At 37.6% G+C, this 15848-nt stretch carries 13 protein-coding genes; 10 read left to right on the top strand and 3 right to left on the bottom strand.

The window, feature by feature from the left end:
* Nucleotides 1-4 precede the first annotated feature (4 nt).
* The 6 genes from ACIQXI_RS07980 (at nt 5) to ACIQXI_RS07955 (ending at nt 6091) form a co-directional block, all read left to right on the top strand.
* A complete protein-coding gene (locus ACIQXI_RS07980) occupies nt 5-844 on the top strand; it encodes a carbohydrate ABC transporter permease (RefSeq protein WP_402923264.1) in 840 nt (279 codons plus the stop codon).
* Nucleotides 845-871: 27 nt separating this feature from the next.
* Nucleotides 872-1561 carry an N-acetylmannosamine-6-phosphate 2-epimerase gene (locus ACIQXI_RS07975; protein WP_402923262.1) on the top strand — a complete coding sequence of 230 codons (690 nt, stop codon included), beginning with the start codon at nt 872-874 and terminating at the stop codon, nt 1559-1561.
* Nucleotides 1562-1601: 40 nt separating this feature from the next.
* A complete protein-coding gene (locus tag ACIQXI_RS07970; RefSeq protein WP_402923261.1) occupies nt 1602-2495 on the top strand; it encodes an ROK family protein in 894 nt (297 codons plus the stop codon).
* Between the two features lie 16 nt (nt 2496-2511).
* A complete protein-coding gene (locus ACIQXI_RS07965; RefSeq protein WP_402923259.1) occupies nt 2512-3363 on the top strand; it encodes a MurR/RpiR family transcriptional regulator in 852 nt (283 codons plus the stop codon).
* A gap of 41 nt (nt 3364-3404) precedes the next feature.
* A complete protein-coding gene (gene nagA, locus ACIQXI_RS07960; protein WP_402923257.1) occupies nt 3405-4586 on the top strand; it encodes an N-acetylglucosamine-6-phosphate deacetylase in 1182 nt (393 codons plus the stop codon).
* A 359-nt stretch (nt 4587-4945) separates the two neighbouring features.
* Nucleotides 4946-6091 carry a cyclically-permuted mutarotase family protein gene (locus tag ACIQXI_RS07955; RefSeq protein ID WP_402923256.1) on the top strand — a complete coding sequence of 382 codons (1146 nt, stop codon included), beginning with the start codon at nt 4946-4948 and terminating at the stop codon, nt 6089-6091.
* Between the two features lie 185 nt (nt 6092-6276).
* Here the strand turns inward: ACIQXI_RS07955 and ACIQXI_RS07950 are convergent, their stop codons facing one another.
* Nucleotides 6277-8175, bottom strand: a complete 1899-nt coding sequence (locus ACIQXI_RS07950; RefSeq protein ID WP_402923254.1) for an alkaline phosphatase family protein — start codon at nt 8173-8175, stop codon at nt 6277-6279.
* A 304-nt stretch (nt 8176-8479) separates the two neighbouring features.
* Between ACIQXI_RS07950 and ACIQXI_RS07945 the strand changes: the two genes are divergently transcribed.
* Entirely contained in the window at nt 8480-9265 is a 786-nt protein-coding gene (locus ACIQXI_RS07945; protein ID WP_402923253.1) for a VOC family protein, read from the top strand.
* A 43-nt stretch (nt 9266-9308) separates the two neighbouring features.
* Here the strand turns inward: ACIQXI_RS07945 and ACIQXI_RS07940 are convergent, their stop codons facing one another.
* Nucleotides 9309-9509: a cold-shock protein gene (locus ACIQXI_RS07940; RefSeq protein ID WP_004269397.1), complete on the bottom strand. Its 201-nt coding sequence runs from the start codon at nt 9507-9509 to the stop codon at nt 9309-9311.
* A gap of 211 nt (nt 9510-9720) precedes the next feature.
* Between ACIQXI_RS07940 and ACIQXI_RS07935 the strand changes: the two genes are divergently transcribed.
* Nucleotides 9721-11400, top strand: coding sequence for a formate--tetrahydrofolate ligase (locus tag ACIQXI_RS07935; RefSeq protein ID WP_402923251.1), 1680 nt, complete (start codon nt 9721-9723; stop codon nt 11398-11400).
* Nucleotides 11401-11552: 152 nt separating this feature from the next.
* Here the strand turns inward: ACIQXI_RS07935 and ACIQXI_RS07930 are convergent, their stop codons facing one another.
* Nucleotides 11553-12458 (bottom strand): multicopper oxidase family protein, encoded by a 906-nt coding sequence (locus ACIQXI_RS07930; RefSeq protein ID WP_402923249.1) that lies wholly within the window; start codon nt 12456-12458, stop codon nt 11553-11555.
* A gap of 878 nt (nt 12459-13336) precedes the next feature.
* On the opposite strand from ACIQXI_RS07930, the gene ACIQXI_RS07925 reads away from it, so the two are divergent.
* Together ACIQXI_RS07925 and ACIQXI_RS07920 are read left to right on the top strand one after the other, a co-directional pair.
* Nucleotides 13337-13957: an HD domain-containing protein gene (locus ACIQXI_RS07925; RefSeq protein WP_402923247.1), complete on the top strand. Its 621-nt coding sequence runs from the start codon at nt 13337-13339 to the stop codon at nt 13955-13957.
* A complete protein-coding gene (locus ACIQXI_RS07920; protein WP_402923245.1) occupies nt 13957-15843 on the top strand; it encodes an ABC-F family ATP-binding cassette domain-containing protein in 1887 nt (628 codons plus the stop codon). Before ACIQXI_RS07925 ends, ACIQXI_RS07920 begins: the two co-directional genes overlap by 1 nt.
* Nucleotides 15844-15848: the final 5 nt, after the last annotated feature.

The raw sequence follows: 15848 nt of genomic DNA, 5'->3' as shown, positions 1-15848 counted from the left end.
GGAGATGTTAAGAAATAAGAACAAGAGGAAAAGAGAGAAATTAGATATTATTACAAATTGCATTGTCCTATTCTTTGCTGTTTTAAGTCTTTTCCCTCTCTATTGGCTAGTGACAAGTTCCTTAAAGAACAGTTCAGACGTTGTCAAAATGCCACCAGATTGGTTTCCTAAAAGCTTTAACTTTAGTAATTATGTAGATGTATTTAATAGTCAGCCTGCGCTAACATGGACATATAATAGTTTATTTGTGGCGTTGATGTCGACATTTGCTTTAATCGTAGTTAGTTCGCTTGCAGCGTATGCCTTTTCACAGCTGAAATTTAAAGGGAAAAATATCATTTTCATTATTTTTATTTCAAGCTTGATGATCCCAAAAGAGGTTATGATTGTGCCGCTGTTTAGAATTATTCAAGATTTAAATATGGTAAATACATTAAGCGGTATGATTTGGCCTAACGTGGCAACTGCTTTTGGTGTATTTTTACTTAAAGGATTTTTTGATACAATCCCAGATTCATTAAGAGAAGCAGCCAAAATCGATGGTGCCAGCGAATTTCGTATCTTTTACAAAATCATGCTGCCATTAGTAAAACCAGGTATTGGTGCTTTATTTATTCTTAATTTTGTGCAAGTTTGGAATGACTACTTATGGCAACTTGTTGTTGGGCAAGATAAGGACACTAAAACATTAATGGTAGGTATTGCAACCTTAATGCAAGACTTAAATCCAAACTTTGCTTATAAGATGGCGGGCGCTACAGTAGCGGCAATTCCAATGCTATTAATATTTATTTTCTTCCAGAAGTATTTTACAAAAGGAATTACGATTGGGGCAGATAAGTAATATGTTTATCTATGGAGATGTATGCAAATGAATAAAAAACAAAAAATATTTGATGGTATTAAACGACAACTAATTGTTTCGTGTCAGGCACTCCCAGAGGAACCACTTCACAGCCCTTATATCATGGGTAAAATGGCTTACGCTGCGATGCTTGGTGGCGCTAAAGGAATTAGAGCAAATAGTATTGAAGATATTAGAGAAATTAAAGAAATGGTGGAACTTCCGATTATCGGAATTATTAAGAAGACATGCGATGGCTCCGACGTTTTTATCACACCGACGTGTCAAGAGGTTGAGTTGCTTTATCAGGAGGGGGTCGATATTATTGCGCTGGATGCAACGAAAAGGATACGACCAGATGGCAAGACAATAAGTGAACAATTTCCTGAAATTAGAGCAAAGTATAAAGATCAGATTTTTATGGCAGATTGCTCGACATTTGAAGAGGCCAAAGTAGCTTATGAGTTAGGGTTTGATTGCTTAGGTACGACTTTGAGTGGTTACACAGCGTATACAAATGGCAAATCTTTGCCGGATTTAGAGTTGATCCAACGATTAGTCGAGAGTTTTCCTATTCCTGTTATTGCTGAAGGGGGTATTTGGACTCCGGAAGAATTAAAACGTGTTTTTGATTTGGGTGTCCATACAGCAGTTGTTGGTACGGCAATTACAAGACCGATGGAAATTACGAAAAGATTTGTAAGTGCGATTCAATAGTTAATGAGTTTGTCAGTCTAAGATAATAGAGTTTTAAAGGATGATTGAAGTGAAAATATTAGCAGCTGATATTGGTGGCACATCGATAAAAGTCGGTATCGTTAATGAAGATGGGCACATCGAAGTATTTAAAGAATATGATACGGAAAGTAAAAAAGGCGGAAAGTATTTAGTTGAAAAACTAATTAAAATAATAAATGAATTTCAAGGGTTTGACGCAATAGGCATAAGCACTGCAGGACAAGTTAATAGTTCAGATGGCTCTATTCTTTATGCCAATGACAACATTCCAAACTATACGGGAACGAAATTAAAGACGATTCTTGAGAATCAATTTAATGTTCCTGTCAAAGTTGAAAATGACGTGAATGCAGCAGCTTTAGGAGAAAAGTATTTTGGTGCGGCAAAGCACTTTAATGATTTTCTTTGTATAACTTATGGTACGGGAATTGGTGGTGCCATTATTATCGACTCTAAAATTTATAAAGGGCATAATGGATTAGCGGCAGAATTTGGGCATGTTATAACCCATCCTTTCGGTGAGAAGTGTAACTGTGGTAGTAGAGGGTGCTATGAAACATATGCCTCTACTAGCGCTTTCATTAAAAAAGCACAAGAAATTAACACTGACTTTATAAATGGTAGAGTCATTTTCGAAAGAATGCATCAAGGAGATCAAAGTTTAGAAAAAGCTTTTCAAGATTGGATTTTAGAAATTGCATTAGGATTAGCTTCCTTCATTCACATTTTTAATCCACAAGCGATTATAATAGGGGGTGGAGTAATGGAGCAAGACAACCTCGTCAACAATATAGCAGAGCAAGTTAAAGCGTTAACGATGAAGAGTTTCTCAGATGTAAAAATTATGAAAGCCTCTCTTGGAAATAAAGCCGGCGTTCTTGGTGCAGTATCACTTCATTTAAGAGGCGATTAATAGAAGGAGTACTATAATGGGAAATCAAGATATATTTTCACTCATTCATTCAAGATACAATTCATTTACTAACACGGAAAAAAAGGTAGCTGATTATATTCTCGAGAATATAAAAGATGTCATTTATATGTCGATTACTGATTTGGCAGATGCCTGTGGGGTTGGAGAATCAAGTGTATTTCGATTTTGTAAAACGATGGATCTTAAAGGCTATCAGGAGTTTAAAATTGTTTTAGCACATAGCATTTCACTTGATAATGAGACACCGCAACTAGGTGCGATTACAATGCAAGATACGATTGCGGAACTATCGTCAAAAGTTTTATCTTCAAATGTACATGCATTAACTGAAACGTTTAATTTACTATCAGAGAATGATATTGCGCGTGCTGTCGAGTGCATGGTTAAGGCACAAAGAATCCACTTTTTTGGTGTCGGTTCATCATTGATGACAGCAATGGAAGCAAAAAATAAGTTTATGAGGATTACCAATAAAACGGAGTGTTCAATTGATTCGCATCTTCAAATTATGTCTGCGGCTTTAATGACCGACCAAGACGTAGCGGTTCTCATCTCTTATTCGGGTTCAACAAAAGATACGATTGAAGTAGCAAAAGTAGCAAAAGAACGCGGGGCAAAAATTATTTCAATCACGAGATTCGCAAAATCTCCTTTGACAAGTTTTGCAGATATTACATTGCTGTGCGGTGCAAATGAAGGACCTCTTCAAGGGGGGAGTTTATCGGCCAAAATATCACAGCTCTATCTGTTAGATTTGCTTTACCTTGAATATTTTAAACAAACGAACAAGGAATCCGTTCATAACAAAGAACTAACGGCCGAAGCGGTTATTGAAAAGATGTTATAAGTATCAATGAAGAAGATGTGGGAATTGTGGGGTACGATAGAATGAATCAAGCAATTGTGTTAATCAATGCAAAAATTTACGCAGAAAATCAGTTTATTCCCAATGGATTTATTAAGATTGATGGAATGGAAATTGTAGCACTAGGATACATGACTGATTTTAATATGGAAGATCAATCCGATATTATCGATTTAGATGGACAAATCGTAATACCCGGCATGATTGATATTCATATCCACGGGACTTCTGGTGCTGATGTTATGGATGGGGATATTGCAGCACTTGAAACGATGGTCCAAGCATTACCGCAAGAAGGTACAACAAGCTTTTTAGCAACAACGATGACTCAATCGGATGATAATATTTCAAAGGCATTAAAAAATGCTGCTGATTTTATAAAAAATTATCAAAACCCTGGAAAATCAGAAGTCCTTGGTGTTCATTTGGAAGGTCCATTTGTAAATCCTAGCATGGCTGGTGCCCAGCCAGTTGAGTTTATCATCAATCCGGAAATCGCGGTATTTGAAAAATGGCAACAATTAGCTGAAGGTACGATTAAATTGGTGACGATGGCACCAGAGCAACAGGGTGGTTTGGAACTCGTTTCGTTCCTCAAACAACATGGTGTTGTCGTCTCAATCGGCCATTCGGATGCGAAATTTGCTGATGTCAAGAAGGCAATTACCGCAGGGGCAACACAGGTAACCCATTTGTATAATCAAATGAAAGGTTTGCATCATCGAGAGCCTGGCGTAGTTGGTGCTGCTTTACTTCTTGACGAATTATATGCCGAATTAATTGTCGATGGCATCCATGTATGTCCAGAAATGATTCAGCTGGCCTATCGAAACAAAAAAAGTGAGAAGCTGATATTAATTACAGATTCCATGCGGGCAAAATGCTTGAAAAATGGCAACTATGAGTTAGGTGGCCAAGTCGTCATCGTGAAAGATGGTACGGCTGTATTACAAAATGGTACTTTAGCGGGCAGTGTTTTAAAGTTAAAGGATGCCATGAAAAATATGCTTCATTATTGTGACTGTACGCTGGAAGATATCATTAAAATGACATCAACAAATCCTGCAAAACAGTTAAATATTACTCATCGTAAGGGTAGTATTGCAGTAGGTAAAGATGCAGATTTAGTTGTGTTAAGCAACGATTATGGTGTACAGATGACATTTTGTCGAGGGATTTTAGCTTATCAACAAGAAAGCCGTTGAAAGGCTAGTAACACTATTCATTCTATCTCCTAATTGATTCTAGCAATTGAATTTCAAAAGCGATTGCTAGAAAGGAGATATTTTTTTAAAAGAAAAACCGTGTGTTTTTCATAGATGTATATAATTATTCACTTTACGACATCCATCGCAGATTATAGTCCACTAAGGTTGTCGATGCTACCTCTTTTCTCTGTAAGTGATCCTTTCAATTTTTTAACTATTAAATATTCGGAATATTAAGATTTTTATTAAGGTGATTTAGAAATAAATGCAATCCCCAAAGGAGGTGATTGGAGATATTTTGTCATTATCTATAATAAGAAATTTCATGTAATTTCCATATGAAGAGGAGGAGAAATATGAAAAAAGTTTTGGCAGCAGCTTTGACATCAATGTTGGTTTTAAGCGTAGGAATTGGAAGTAAAGTAGAAGCTTCAAAAGGCGGAGATTCAGTGGAACGAATAACATGGGAATATGCAGGAGAGCTTGAAGCTCAAAAAGGTTTTGAACAGAATAAGGGGACTGCCGGCGTATTATCTGGCTCTTATAAAGATTATGTAATTGTAGGCGGAGGAGCAAATTTCCCTTATGAAACGGTATTAAATGGTGGGGCTAAGCAACATTATTCAGATATTTATGTTTATAAAAAAGATAAAAATAAGTTAACGCTGGTTGAACATACTAATCTTAATCATGAGATTGGCTATGGGTCTTCCATTACGACTGATAAAGGGATTTATTATATTGGTGGAAGCCCTAACAAAGAATATGCAGATGATATTACGCTGTTAACAGTTGATAAAAATAAAAAATTAAAAGTAGAAAAAATAGGCGATCTACCATTTACTTTTAGTGATGGCGTTGCTGTAGAGAAAGACGGCAAGTTATACATTGGGCTCGGTAAGCAAAATGGGAAAGACAGCAATAAATTATATGAATATGATTTAAAAACTTTGAAAACGAAAGAGTTAGCTCCTATTCCAGGAGAAAACGTTCGAAATCAAAGTGTAGCGCAAATGTTAAATGGCGAGCTTTATGTATTTAGTGGCGGAGGGTCTATCGCTTATACAGATGGTTATAAATATAACCCTAAGAAAAATGAATGGACAAAAGTTTCTTCGGTGAAAGTAAATGGGAAAGAAATATCTTTACTAGGTGCTAACTCTGTTAAATTAAATAATAATGAAATGATGGTAATTGGTGGCTTTAATAAAGCTGTATATGATGATGCGGTGAAAAATTTAGGTTCTTTAAAAGATGACGAGCTATTGGCATTTAGAACGAAATACTTTACTGCAGATCCATATGAGTTTAATTGGAATAAGGATGTACTAATCTATAATGCAGCAAAAGATTCTTGGCGCACGGTAGGTAAGATTCCGTTTGATGCACCTTGTGGCGAAGGCTTAGTATTAATGGATAAAAATATTTATTCGATTAATGGCGAAATTAAACCAGGCGTTAGAACGAACGCAATTTATGCTGGTACGATTATTTTCGATTAAATAAACATATATGTTTTGAAATGACTTGCCAAATTGGTGAGTCATTTTTGCTAGTGGACATAATCAATCGCCAGTAAAACCTTCGGAAACGCCACTAAACTCTTGAAATCGCCACTAACACAGCAGGGAACGCCACTAAAATTTTTAGGGCATTTGTTCACAACAGTTTAAAGGGAATGATTTGTTTAATCATTCCCTTTGTTTAATGTAGCTTTATTTTTAAAAATTTCTTTTATTATTTCTCCTTCTACAAATGGTGGGATATCTAAATCTAGTACATGGTAAATAGTGGGGGCTATATCTAAATTAGATGTGGCATTAATTTTTTTTCCTCTGTAAAAGTCCTTGCCAGTTGCCATAAATACAGGTCTTAGCATACTTCTACTAGCATCACCACCATGTGTCCCTAATTGAATAGGAGGCGTTATATTTTTTTCGACATCGCTTCCCATAACGTAGCCAGGCGCACCAATTAATACGACATCGCCTGCATTTTGATGTTCTAAAAGGGTTATATTGTCATTTTTTAATACGCTCTCATATGGATGAACTCGAGGTTCTAGCAGTTGGTTCCAAATATCCTTCATATAATGTTGAACAGTAGCCATAGAGAAATTGGACTTTATTTTTTCAAGATCATGTTGAATAATTGCGCCTTTGTTATATGTAACTTCCACCTCTTTAAAAGCTTTGATAATTTCATTGCGGACATTGTCATATTCTTCGGAAGGAACAATACCACCTTTTTCACGGTTTTCTAAATTAATATAGACGTGAGCTGCTGAGCCGCTAGGAATGGCATATGCTTTTGTTTTTGCATAGTTAATATTGTTTTTTTCATCTACCGTTAATAAGCCGGCATCTTGTAATACTTTGTTTGGAGAAAGCGTAGAATGGGCAGGTTCCATTCCATGATCCGACACGACAAATAAATCGTCATCTTCTTTTAGGACGTTCAACACTTTACCAACTACTTGGTCTGCTAGCAGATAGGACCATTCGATATAACGCATATATTTTTTAGACTTTTCTTCTGAATAATCTGGTTGCCGCGGATCGATTAATAAATATTTATGTTGCTCATGATCGATATGTGGTGCATAAAACATAAGCAAATCTGGGTTGTAATGCTGTTTAATGTAGAGTGATACGTTTGTAACCCACATGACGGATCGCGTACTTATGTCTTCATATTCCTTTCTTGTAATCCATCCTTTTTCAAGTGCCTTGTCATCATCTTGTACTGGATAAAAACCAAATCTCTTATCAATCTCCTCGGCAAAACCTTTAGGACCACTAATTAAGCTAGAAGTTACGGCTGTGCGATACAGCTTGACAGGGTGGTTAAGTTCCTGGCTGGCTCCTTTCATTTTGAACCAAAAGCCAGCACTTTGCTGGTCTTTTAAATCAAGTGTAAGTGACCCCCATTCATTGCCTTTTACAATATAGTCATCAGAATCAACCTTTTTATCTTCAGAAAATACAAATGTGTCATAGTTTTGTTTCTGATCATTTGTTGTGTCAATCGCTAAAACATAGATGCGACGATTTTTTTCCTTTTTCATATTAATAGAAAATTCGGCTTCCTTTAAAGCACTGAAGCTTGTAGGAGACTGTTGCCAGTCAGTCGTTGTATTAAAAGTTAACGACTCAAGACGACTAGGAGACCATGTTTCGCCGAAATAAATAGAGTAATCACCTTGTTTGCCTTCCTTAGGATTAGCACCGGGAAAAGCTACAGTAGCAGTTGTTTTCCCTTGTTTTTTTGCTTCTACCCATAATGGGGGCACTTCTATTTCCGCTCGAAAGCCACTCTTTTCTTTTTCTAACGCTGTACTTGGCTCGTGAAAATGATTACTGACAATGCCTGTTTCTTTAGGTGTAGCCCCTGTAGCAATTGCTGCATGTGAAGGAGCAGTAAGAGAAGGGGTAATCGTAATTGGATTTTTCGACATAACGCCATTTTCTAGTAGTTGTTGAATATGGGGTAATTTATTTTCTTGCACATATTGATTCGTATAGTCATTTTTCATACCGTCAAAGGAAATGAGGATGACCTTTCTCTCTGCTTCGTGATTTTCCATCGCTTCGACCTCGTTCCTAAAGGTGAATAGGGAAAAAATAAGGATGACTAGACTGACGTATAAACATTTTTTCATATTTTTATCCTTTCTACTGCAACATTCTTCATAATTAAATACCCATTTTTACATTCATAAAACTTTAAAAGAATTACATAAAAAAAACGATTTCTGTTTTGAATAGCATCCTATAAAATAATTTCATAGGATGGATAGATATCACTATTTGAAAATTCTTATTTTTGACAAAAACCTACAAAACAAACAGGTAAAGTATATAATGAAAGGACAAAAAGGAGGATGAAATATGACTTTGTATTTTGATCATTTAGTTCATCAAGTGCCATCACCAGAAAATATGAAAGTCTTTTTAAATAAACGTCATATTCATACCGTAAATGGCGGTCAGCACACAATGTGGGGAACATATAATACGCTAAGTTATTTTGGTTTAAGTTATATTGAGCAAATAGCGGTTTACGATCGTGCGTTGTATGAGGAGGCGGCGAAATTACCGTATTCTCTGCATTATACCTTTAAGCAGAACAATGAGCGCTACGGTTTTTCAAGAATTGCTTTACGCACGACAAATATAGAAGCGGAGGCGCAACGTTTACGAGCGCTTGGTGTAGAAGTTTATGGGCCAGATGCTTGTAGTCGGACACGACCTGATGGCTCTGTTGTACAATGGAAATTATTACATTTCGGGCAACGAGGGCAAACAATTGATTTTCCCTTTTTTATTGAATGGGCTGATGGGGATGAAGAGCGCTATGCACATTTAGAGGCCAGTGGTGCGCTTAAAACTACGCAACATATTGCGATGGAATCTGTGCAATTTTATGTCCAAGATGCTAAGGCAACCGCAAAATTATGGCAGCAAGTCATGCAATTAGCAGAGCCAAAGGAACATGAAGCATTTATTTCGTTACAATTACCTAATATTCGATTAGATTTTTATGAAGAAGCTGCTGCAAGCAAAATGATGCTTGGCAATAAATGTGAAGGGCCGTTCGGTGTTACGTTGAGAGACAGTAATCGGTCGAAGGAAACGTTAATTTTTCCTGATGCGTTTTATTGGCTTAACCCATAAATAACAAAAATAAGGAGCCGTTCGCTTTGAACAGCTCCTTTCCTTATAATTTTACAACATTTGATGCTTGGGGTCCGCGATTGCCTTCCACTACATCAAATGAAACTTTTTGCCCTTCTTCAAGTGTACGGAAGCCTTCCTCTTGTATGCCCGTAAAATGTACAAATACATCTTCTCCATCATCACATTCAATAAAGCCATAACCTTTTTCGTTATTGAACCACTTTACGATTCCTTGTTGCATAAAGCATTCGCCTCCAATGCGCTTGAATGTAAAATAATAACAATTAATTCATGGGACAATTGATAAAAAAAGAAAAATTGCATTTTCTCTTAGAACATACATGAATTAACTACAGATGTCAATTGATTGTCGAAATATTGCATAACTAACTGTGTTTTCTTTCACAATAAAGTCTATAATGGAGTTGAATAGTATAGAAAGTAGGTGCCGTATGACAACGAAAAATCAACCTTTATCAGACTTAGAAATCGCTAGCCAAGCGGTTATGAAACCTATTATAGACATTGCACAAGCAGCAGGCATTCCAGAAGATGCACTTGAACAATATGGCCGCTACAAAGCAAAAATCGATCCATTAAAAATCACTGCCAATGGTCAGGATGCCAAAGTCGTTTTAGTGACTGCGATTAGTCCAACTCCCGCTGGTGAAGGAAAATCAACAGTAACAGTTGGTTTGGCAGATGCCTTGCATCAATTAAAGAAAAATGTAGTTGTTGCCCTGCGTGAGCCTTCCCTTGGCCCAGTAATGGGTGTAAAAGGTGGTGCTACAGGCGGTGGATATGCACAGGTTGTACCGATGGAAGATATAAACCTACATTTCACGGGAGACTTACATGCCATCACAACGGCCAACAATGCGTTATCAGCCTTTATAGATAATCATATCCATCAAGGCAATGCCTTAAACATTGATCCTCGCCGCATTATTTGGAAACGCGTAATGGACCTCAATGACCGTGCGCTTCGCAAAGTAGTCATTGGTTTGGGTGGTCCCGTTCAAGGCATGCCACGTGAGGACGGCTTTGATATTACGGTAGCTTCTGAAATTATGGCGGTATTCTGTTTAGCAACAAGCATCGACGATTTACGTGAGCGTTTAGCAAGCATCGTCATCGGTTATACGTATGAGCGTGAACCGGTATTTGTGCGTGATTTACAAGTAGAAGGCGCACTCACATTGCTATTAAAAGATGCCTTTAAACCAAACTTAGTGCAAACATTAGAAGGAACACCGGCTATTATTCACGGCGGCCCATTTGCCAATATTGCACACGGCTGTAACTCGATTATGGCAACCCAAACAGCACGTAAGCTAGCGGATATCGTCGTAACAGAAGCGGGCTTCGGTTCCGATTTAGGTGCTGAGAAGTTTATGAACATTAAAGCCCGAAAAGCAGGCTTCAAACCAAGTGCCGTAGTCATTGTGGCAACGATTCGTGCATTGAAAATGCATGGTGGTGTCGCAAAAACAGCACTTGTTGGAGAAAATGTGCCTGCGCTGTTACAAGGTATTGAAAACTTAGCCAAACATGTGGAGACGATTCGCACATTTGGTGTAGAGCCAATTATCGCGTTAAACCGTTTTATTACAGATACAGAAGCAGAACTACAAGCAGTGCTAAACTGGTGTCAAGACAATGATGTGCGTATTGCCCGTACGAATGTCTGGGAAGAGGGCGGCAAAGGTGGTTTAGCTTTAGCTGAGCAAGTTCTTTCAGTCCTAGACGAAGAAAATAACTTCTCGCCGTTATATGATGTAACAGAATCGATTGAAGAAAAAGTGCGTACCATCGTCCAAAAGGTTTATGGCGGTAAAGATGTCCAATTTACAGACCAAGCAAAAAAACAAATTGCGCAAATCGAAAAATTTGGTTGGGATGTGCTACCGATTTGTATGGCGAAAACACAATACTCATTATCTGACCAACCGAGTTTACTTGGACGTCCTGAAGGCTTTACAGTCACAATTCGTGAAGTCATTCCAAAACTAGGTGCAGGCTTCTTAGTTTGTCTAACAGGTGATATTATGACAATGCCAGGTTTACCAAAGCAACCAGCTGCCTTACGTATGGATGTCAATAGTGAAGGACACGCGGTAGGATTGTTCTAGTTGGAAATTGACTTATGACCATCTCTCCTTCTATCCGAGCGGTAATTAAGTAGGAGGAGAGGGAAGGAAATTTCATAGTAGTTTTGGCAAACTGCCATAAATAAGAGGAGGCATATAAAATATAGACATTTTATATGCCTTTTTCTTTACACTTAATGCATCTCATCATATTTTACAGTAGTAAACATTCCTCCTAAGCCCACGACACCGTTATTTGTAACGTGATGGGGCATATGACAGTGCATTGGCCAAATACCTGGATTATTGGCTAAAAAGCTAATATCCCAAGTTTCACCTGATGCGACGAGGATTGTATTTTTATAAATTTGTGTTTGTGGGGCAATTGGAAAACCATCTGCACCGACTACTTTAAATTGATGTCCATGTAAATGGATAGGATGGTGGTTCATTTGAATATTGCCGAAACGTACTTTAACAGTATCGCCATAGCTGACTTTTAAAGGTTCAGTTAACGGGTAACAGCGTCCATTGATGGTAAAGAAATTAAAATCCGGTTTTACAAAAGTTAAATCATACGTTCCTTTTGTTAAATCTCCCCAAGGTAGAGCATTAATTGCCCATTCTTGCAATAAACAAAGATAATCTTTGTGATTGGGTGCGCACTCATTTGCAGGGTCCTCAACAATAAAGCCGCCCAATAAGCCAGCATTGTCCTGTATCGAAACTTCAACATGGGAATGATACATATAGGTACCTGGAGGGTTGACGATTGTAAAATGATAATCAAAATAATACCCAGGTTCAATAAATGGGGAGGGCTCGATTGGAGGGACACCATCCATCACATTAGGTACGATTAATCCATGCCAATGTACACTTGTATGCACTGGTAGGTGATTTATGACTCTTATACATACTTTATCCCCAGGATAAACGCGAATTGTTGGCCCAGGTGTTGAGCCATTGTATCCCCATGCCCTAATAAAAATATCATCAACTAACTCCCATGTTATTTCTTCTGCAACTAAAGTAAAAAGCTTCACCCCATTTTTTTGAAGGTCATAAGGTAAATCTTCAATACCAGGTGTGATTACCACAAACAAACCTCCTATAAATAGACTTCTTACAAACTATATGATGCGAAGGGGAACTTATTCTTTGGTATGCTTGAAAGCAGCAGTAGGAAAGGGTGGAAACCTTTTTCTTTATGTATGGGAGCCCATTCACATCTAGGATAGCATTGTTCTAATAATAATGATTGTTAAAAAAGCATAAAAAATATAAAAGCTGCCAACATCTCATCGAAGATGGGCAGCTTTTATTGTTCCTTCAGCGGGTGGGTATTACATACGATCAATTTATTTCCTACTTCCTTCATTACGTATTACTTACTTTTGGCTTAAATGAATTATCATTTTTTGTTAACACAACTCAAAAGATGCGGCATTTCGCAACATGATTGCATAATTGGTTATACATTAATCACTAAAGGCAAAATTACGTTCACCATACTTACTACTAAGAAGGTAACTTTATTTTAATGAAAAATCCATTATACCTTGCAATAGTTGGTCAAAGCCTTTACGGTTGTGAAAACAAAGCTTACTTGTTGTTCACATTTTTTGTATTGTACGTCTACTATGCGGGTTAACAAACTTGAAATTTAAGGGAAAGTGTTCACTTTTATTGAAGATGATCGGTTACACTATAAGCATTTCATGATTGTATTGCACAATATTCAATTGTAAGCCCGCTGAAGTTTTTTTAAAATGTAAAACACATAGTTTCCTGTACGCTACGCAAATTGTGAGAATACAGAACAATAAAGATTGTTCTGTACATTCATCCTACAATATTCTGAAAAATTAGTCAATTGATATGCATGATTTATTTGTTTTTCTGTTATTAATGGCGACATCGTTACCAACTTTTTATAGCAATACAGTATAATAGGCAAAGGGAAGGGACTGATAATATGATTAATTTAAAGAACAAAGTACGTAGTATATATGAGCAATTTGATGCAAGTCACGATTTTCAACATATTGAGCGCGTTTATCAAAATGCGTTAGCGATTTTACATACAGAGCCTGAAGCAGATGCAGACGTTGTAAAAATGGCGGTGCTTTTGCATGATGTAAGTGATAAAAAGTATACAGATAGTAAGGAACAAGAAGACCAGTTAATTAATGAACTGCCTATAAGCGATGCCAAGAAACAGCATATTCGAGACTGTATCGCACAAGTGTCATTTAATGGTGGTAATGAGCTAGAGGCGACATCACTGGAGGCGAAAATTGTTCGTGATGCGGATCGTTTAGATGCAATTGGCGCTGTGGGCATTGCGCGGACATTTGCATATGGTGGAGCAAAAGGCCGGAAATTGTATGATGACACAGAACAAGCGCGTACAACGATGACGGAGGAAGATTATCGGAGTAAAAATACATCTTCTGTCACACATTTTTATGAGAAGCTTTTATTGTTGAAAGATTTAATGACGACTGATAAAGGGAAGCAAATGGCTAATGAACGCCATCAATTTATGGTATGCTTTTTAGAGCAATTACAAAATGAAAGAGATGGACAAGCATAATGAGTCATTTAATCGTACAAAATTTAACAAAGACAGTGGGCGATAAAACGCTCTTTCAAAATATTGAATTTACATTATACGAAGGGGAGCGTGCAGGTCTGATTGGCATTAATGGTACAGGGAAGTCTACGTTGCTATCTATTTTAGCCGGCCAAATCGAAGCAGATGCCATTGATATTGACCGTCCCAATAAATATCGTATTGCTTATTTACCGCAAGAACCTACATTTAATAGTGGCGAAACGGTACTACAGGCAGTGTTTGCTGGTGATTCACCTGTTTTACAACTGAACCGTCAATATGAAGAGACAGTTGCAGCGCTCGCTCTCAATCCAACATCAGAAAGTTTACAAAAAACTTTGTTTAGCTTACAGCAGCGCATGGATGAAGAACAAGCTTGGGATGTCAATGCACTTGCAAAAACAGCGCTGACAAAGCTTGGTATTGAAATGTTTGATAAGGAAGTTTTAACGCTGTCAGGTGGTCAACAAAAACGAGTTGCGTTAGCGAAAGTGTTAATAGAACCGGCAGACCTTTACTTACTGGACGAACCAACCAACCATTTAGACGTACAGTCAACAGAATGGCTACAGGAAATGGTGTTGCGCTTAAAAGGTGCCGTTATTTTCATTACCCATGATCGCTATTTCTTAGATGAATTGTCGACACATATTTATGAAATTGCTGACCAAACGTTGTATCGTCATACAGGTAATTATGGCGACTTTTTAGAAGCTCGTGCTATTCGAGAAGAAATGGCTGCGGCTTCAGCTCAAAAAGATCGCAATCGTTATCGTTCGGAGTTAAAATGGATTCGCCGCGGTGCTAAAGCACGCTCGACAAAGCAAAAGGCTCGTATTCAACGTTTCGAACAGCTTGAAGATAACTTAGAACGCAAGTCAGATGATGTTTCATTGGAATTGGGCTTAGCGACAACACGTCTAGGGCGTAAAGTATTAGAGGCTGAAAATATTTCAAAAGCTTTTGGTTCGCAAAAAATTGTCGAGGACTTTACATTTTTACTGCAACAAGGCGATCGTATCGGAATTATTGGGGCCAATGGCGTTGGAAAATCAACGTTACTCAACATGCTAGCTGGCGAACTGACACCAGATAAAGGGGAAATTCATGTTGGTTCAACCGTGAAACTTGCCCATTTTAAACAAACATTACCGAAAATGAATGAAAATGAACGCATGATTGAATATATTCGTGAAGCGTCAAATGATATTACGGATGCTGAAGGTGTACGCTATTCCGCTGCCCAAATGTTAGAGCGCTTTTTATTTCCACTACATGCACATGGTACGCCAATCGGTAAATTATCCGGTGGGGAACGCAAGCGTCTACACTTATTAAGACTACTAATGGAGCAACCGAATGTGCTCTTGCTGGATGAGCCGACCAATGATTTGGATATTGAAACACTAGGGGTATTAGAGGACTTTATCGAACATTTCCCAGGTGTCGTAATTACCATTTCCCATGATCGCTTCTTCTTAGATCGAATCGCCAAAAAACTTTGGGTGTTAGATGGACAAGGGCATGTGAATGAATCACTGGATATTTATAGTGATTACTTACAAAAGCGAGAGCAGGAAACGACTGTAAAGGCTGAAGCACCAAAAGTCGAAAAGCACAAGGTTGAGAAACCAAAATCAGATAAGAAAAAACTATCATTTAAAGAACAAAAAGAATGGGAAACCATTGCAGATGATATAGAAAAAACAGAGACAGCGATTATGGAAGCCGAAGAAGGAATTGCGAACGCTGGCGCTGATTTTACAAAACTGCAAGAGTTAACAGCTAAACTTGATGAGCTGAATGCCCATTATGAGCATCTGATTGAAAGATGGTCGTACTTAGATGAAATCGTAAACGGATAAGGAGT

Origin of the sequence: Lysinibacillus sp. NPDC097195, assembly GCF_044762075.1 — a bacterium.
Taxonomy (GTDB): Bacteria; Bacillota; Bacilli; order Bacillales_A; family Planococcaceae; genus Lysinibacillus.
This window is presented reverse-complemented; position numbering and strand designations above follow the sequence as displayed.

Coding starts and splice junctions, on each gene's coding strand:
- ACIQXI_RS07970 (WP_402923261.1), top strand. CDS start 1,602: ATGATTGAAGTGAAAATATTAGCAGCTGATATTGGTGGCACATCGATA.
- ACIQXI_RS07940 (WP_004269397.1), bottom strand. CDS start 9,509: ATGCAACAAGGAATCGTAAAGTGGTTCAATAACGAAAAAGGTTATGGC.
- ACIQXI_RS07925 (WP_402923247.1), top strand. CDS start 13,337: ATGATTAATTTAAAGAACAAAGTACGTAGTATATATGAGCAATTTGAT.
- ACIQXI_RS07945 (WP_402923253.1), top strand. CDS start 8,480: ATGACTTTGTATTTTGATCATTTAGTTCATCAAGTGCCATCACCAGAA.
- ACIQXI_RS07965 (WP_402923259.1), top strand. CDS start 2,512: ATGGGAAATCAAGATATATTTTCACTCATTCATTCAAGATACAATTCA.
- ACIQXI_RS07935 (WP_402923251.1), top strand. CDS start 9,721: ATGACAACGAAAAATCAACCTTTATCAGACTTAGAAATCGCTAGCCAA.
- ACIQXI_RS07975 (WP_402923262.1), top strand. CDS start 872: ATGAATAAAAAACAAAAAATATTTGATGGTATTAAACGACAACTAATT.
- ACIQXI_RS07955 (WP_402923256.1), top strand. CDS start 4,946: ATGAAAAAAGTTTTGGCAGCAGCTTTGACATCAATGTTGGTTTTAAGC.
- ACIQXI_RS07980 (WP_402923264.1), top strand. CDS start 5: ATGTTAAGAAATAAGAACAAGAGGAAAAGAGAGAAATTAGATATTATT.
- ACIQXI_RS07920 (WP_402923245.1), top strand. CDS start 13,957: ATGAGTCATTTAATCGTACAAAATTTAACAAAGACAGTGGGCGATAAA.
- nagA (WP_402923257.1), top strand. CDS start 3,405: ATGAATCAAGCAATTGTGTTAATCAATGCAAAAATTTACGCAGAAAAT.
- ACIQXI_RS07950 (WP_402923254.1), bottom strand. CDS start 8,175: ATGGAAAATCACGAAGCAGAGAGAAAGGTCATCCTCATTTCCTTTGAC.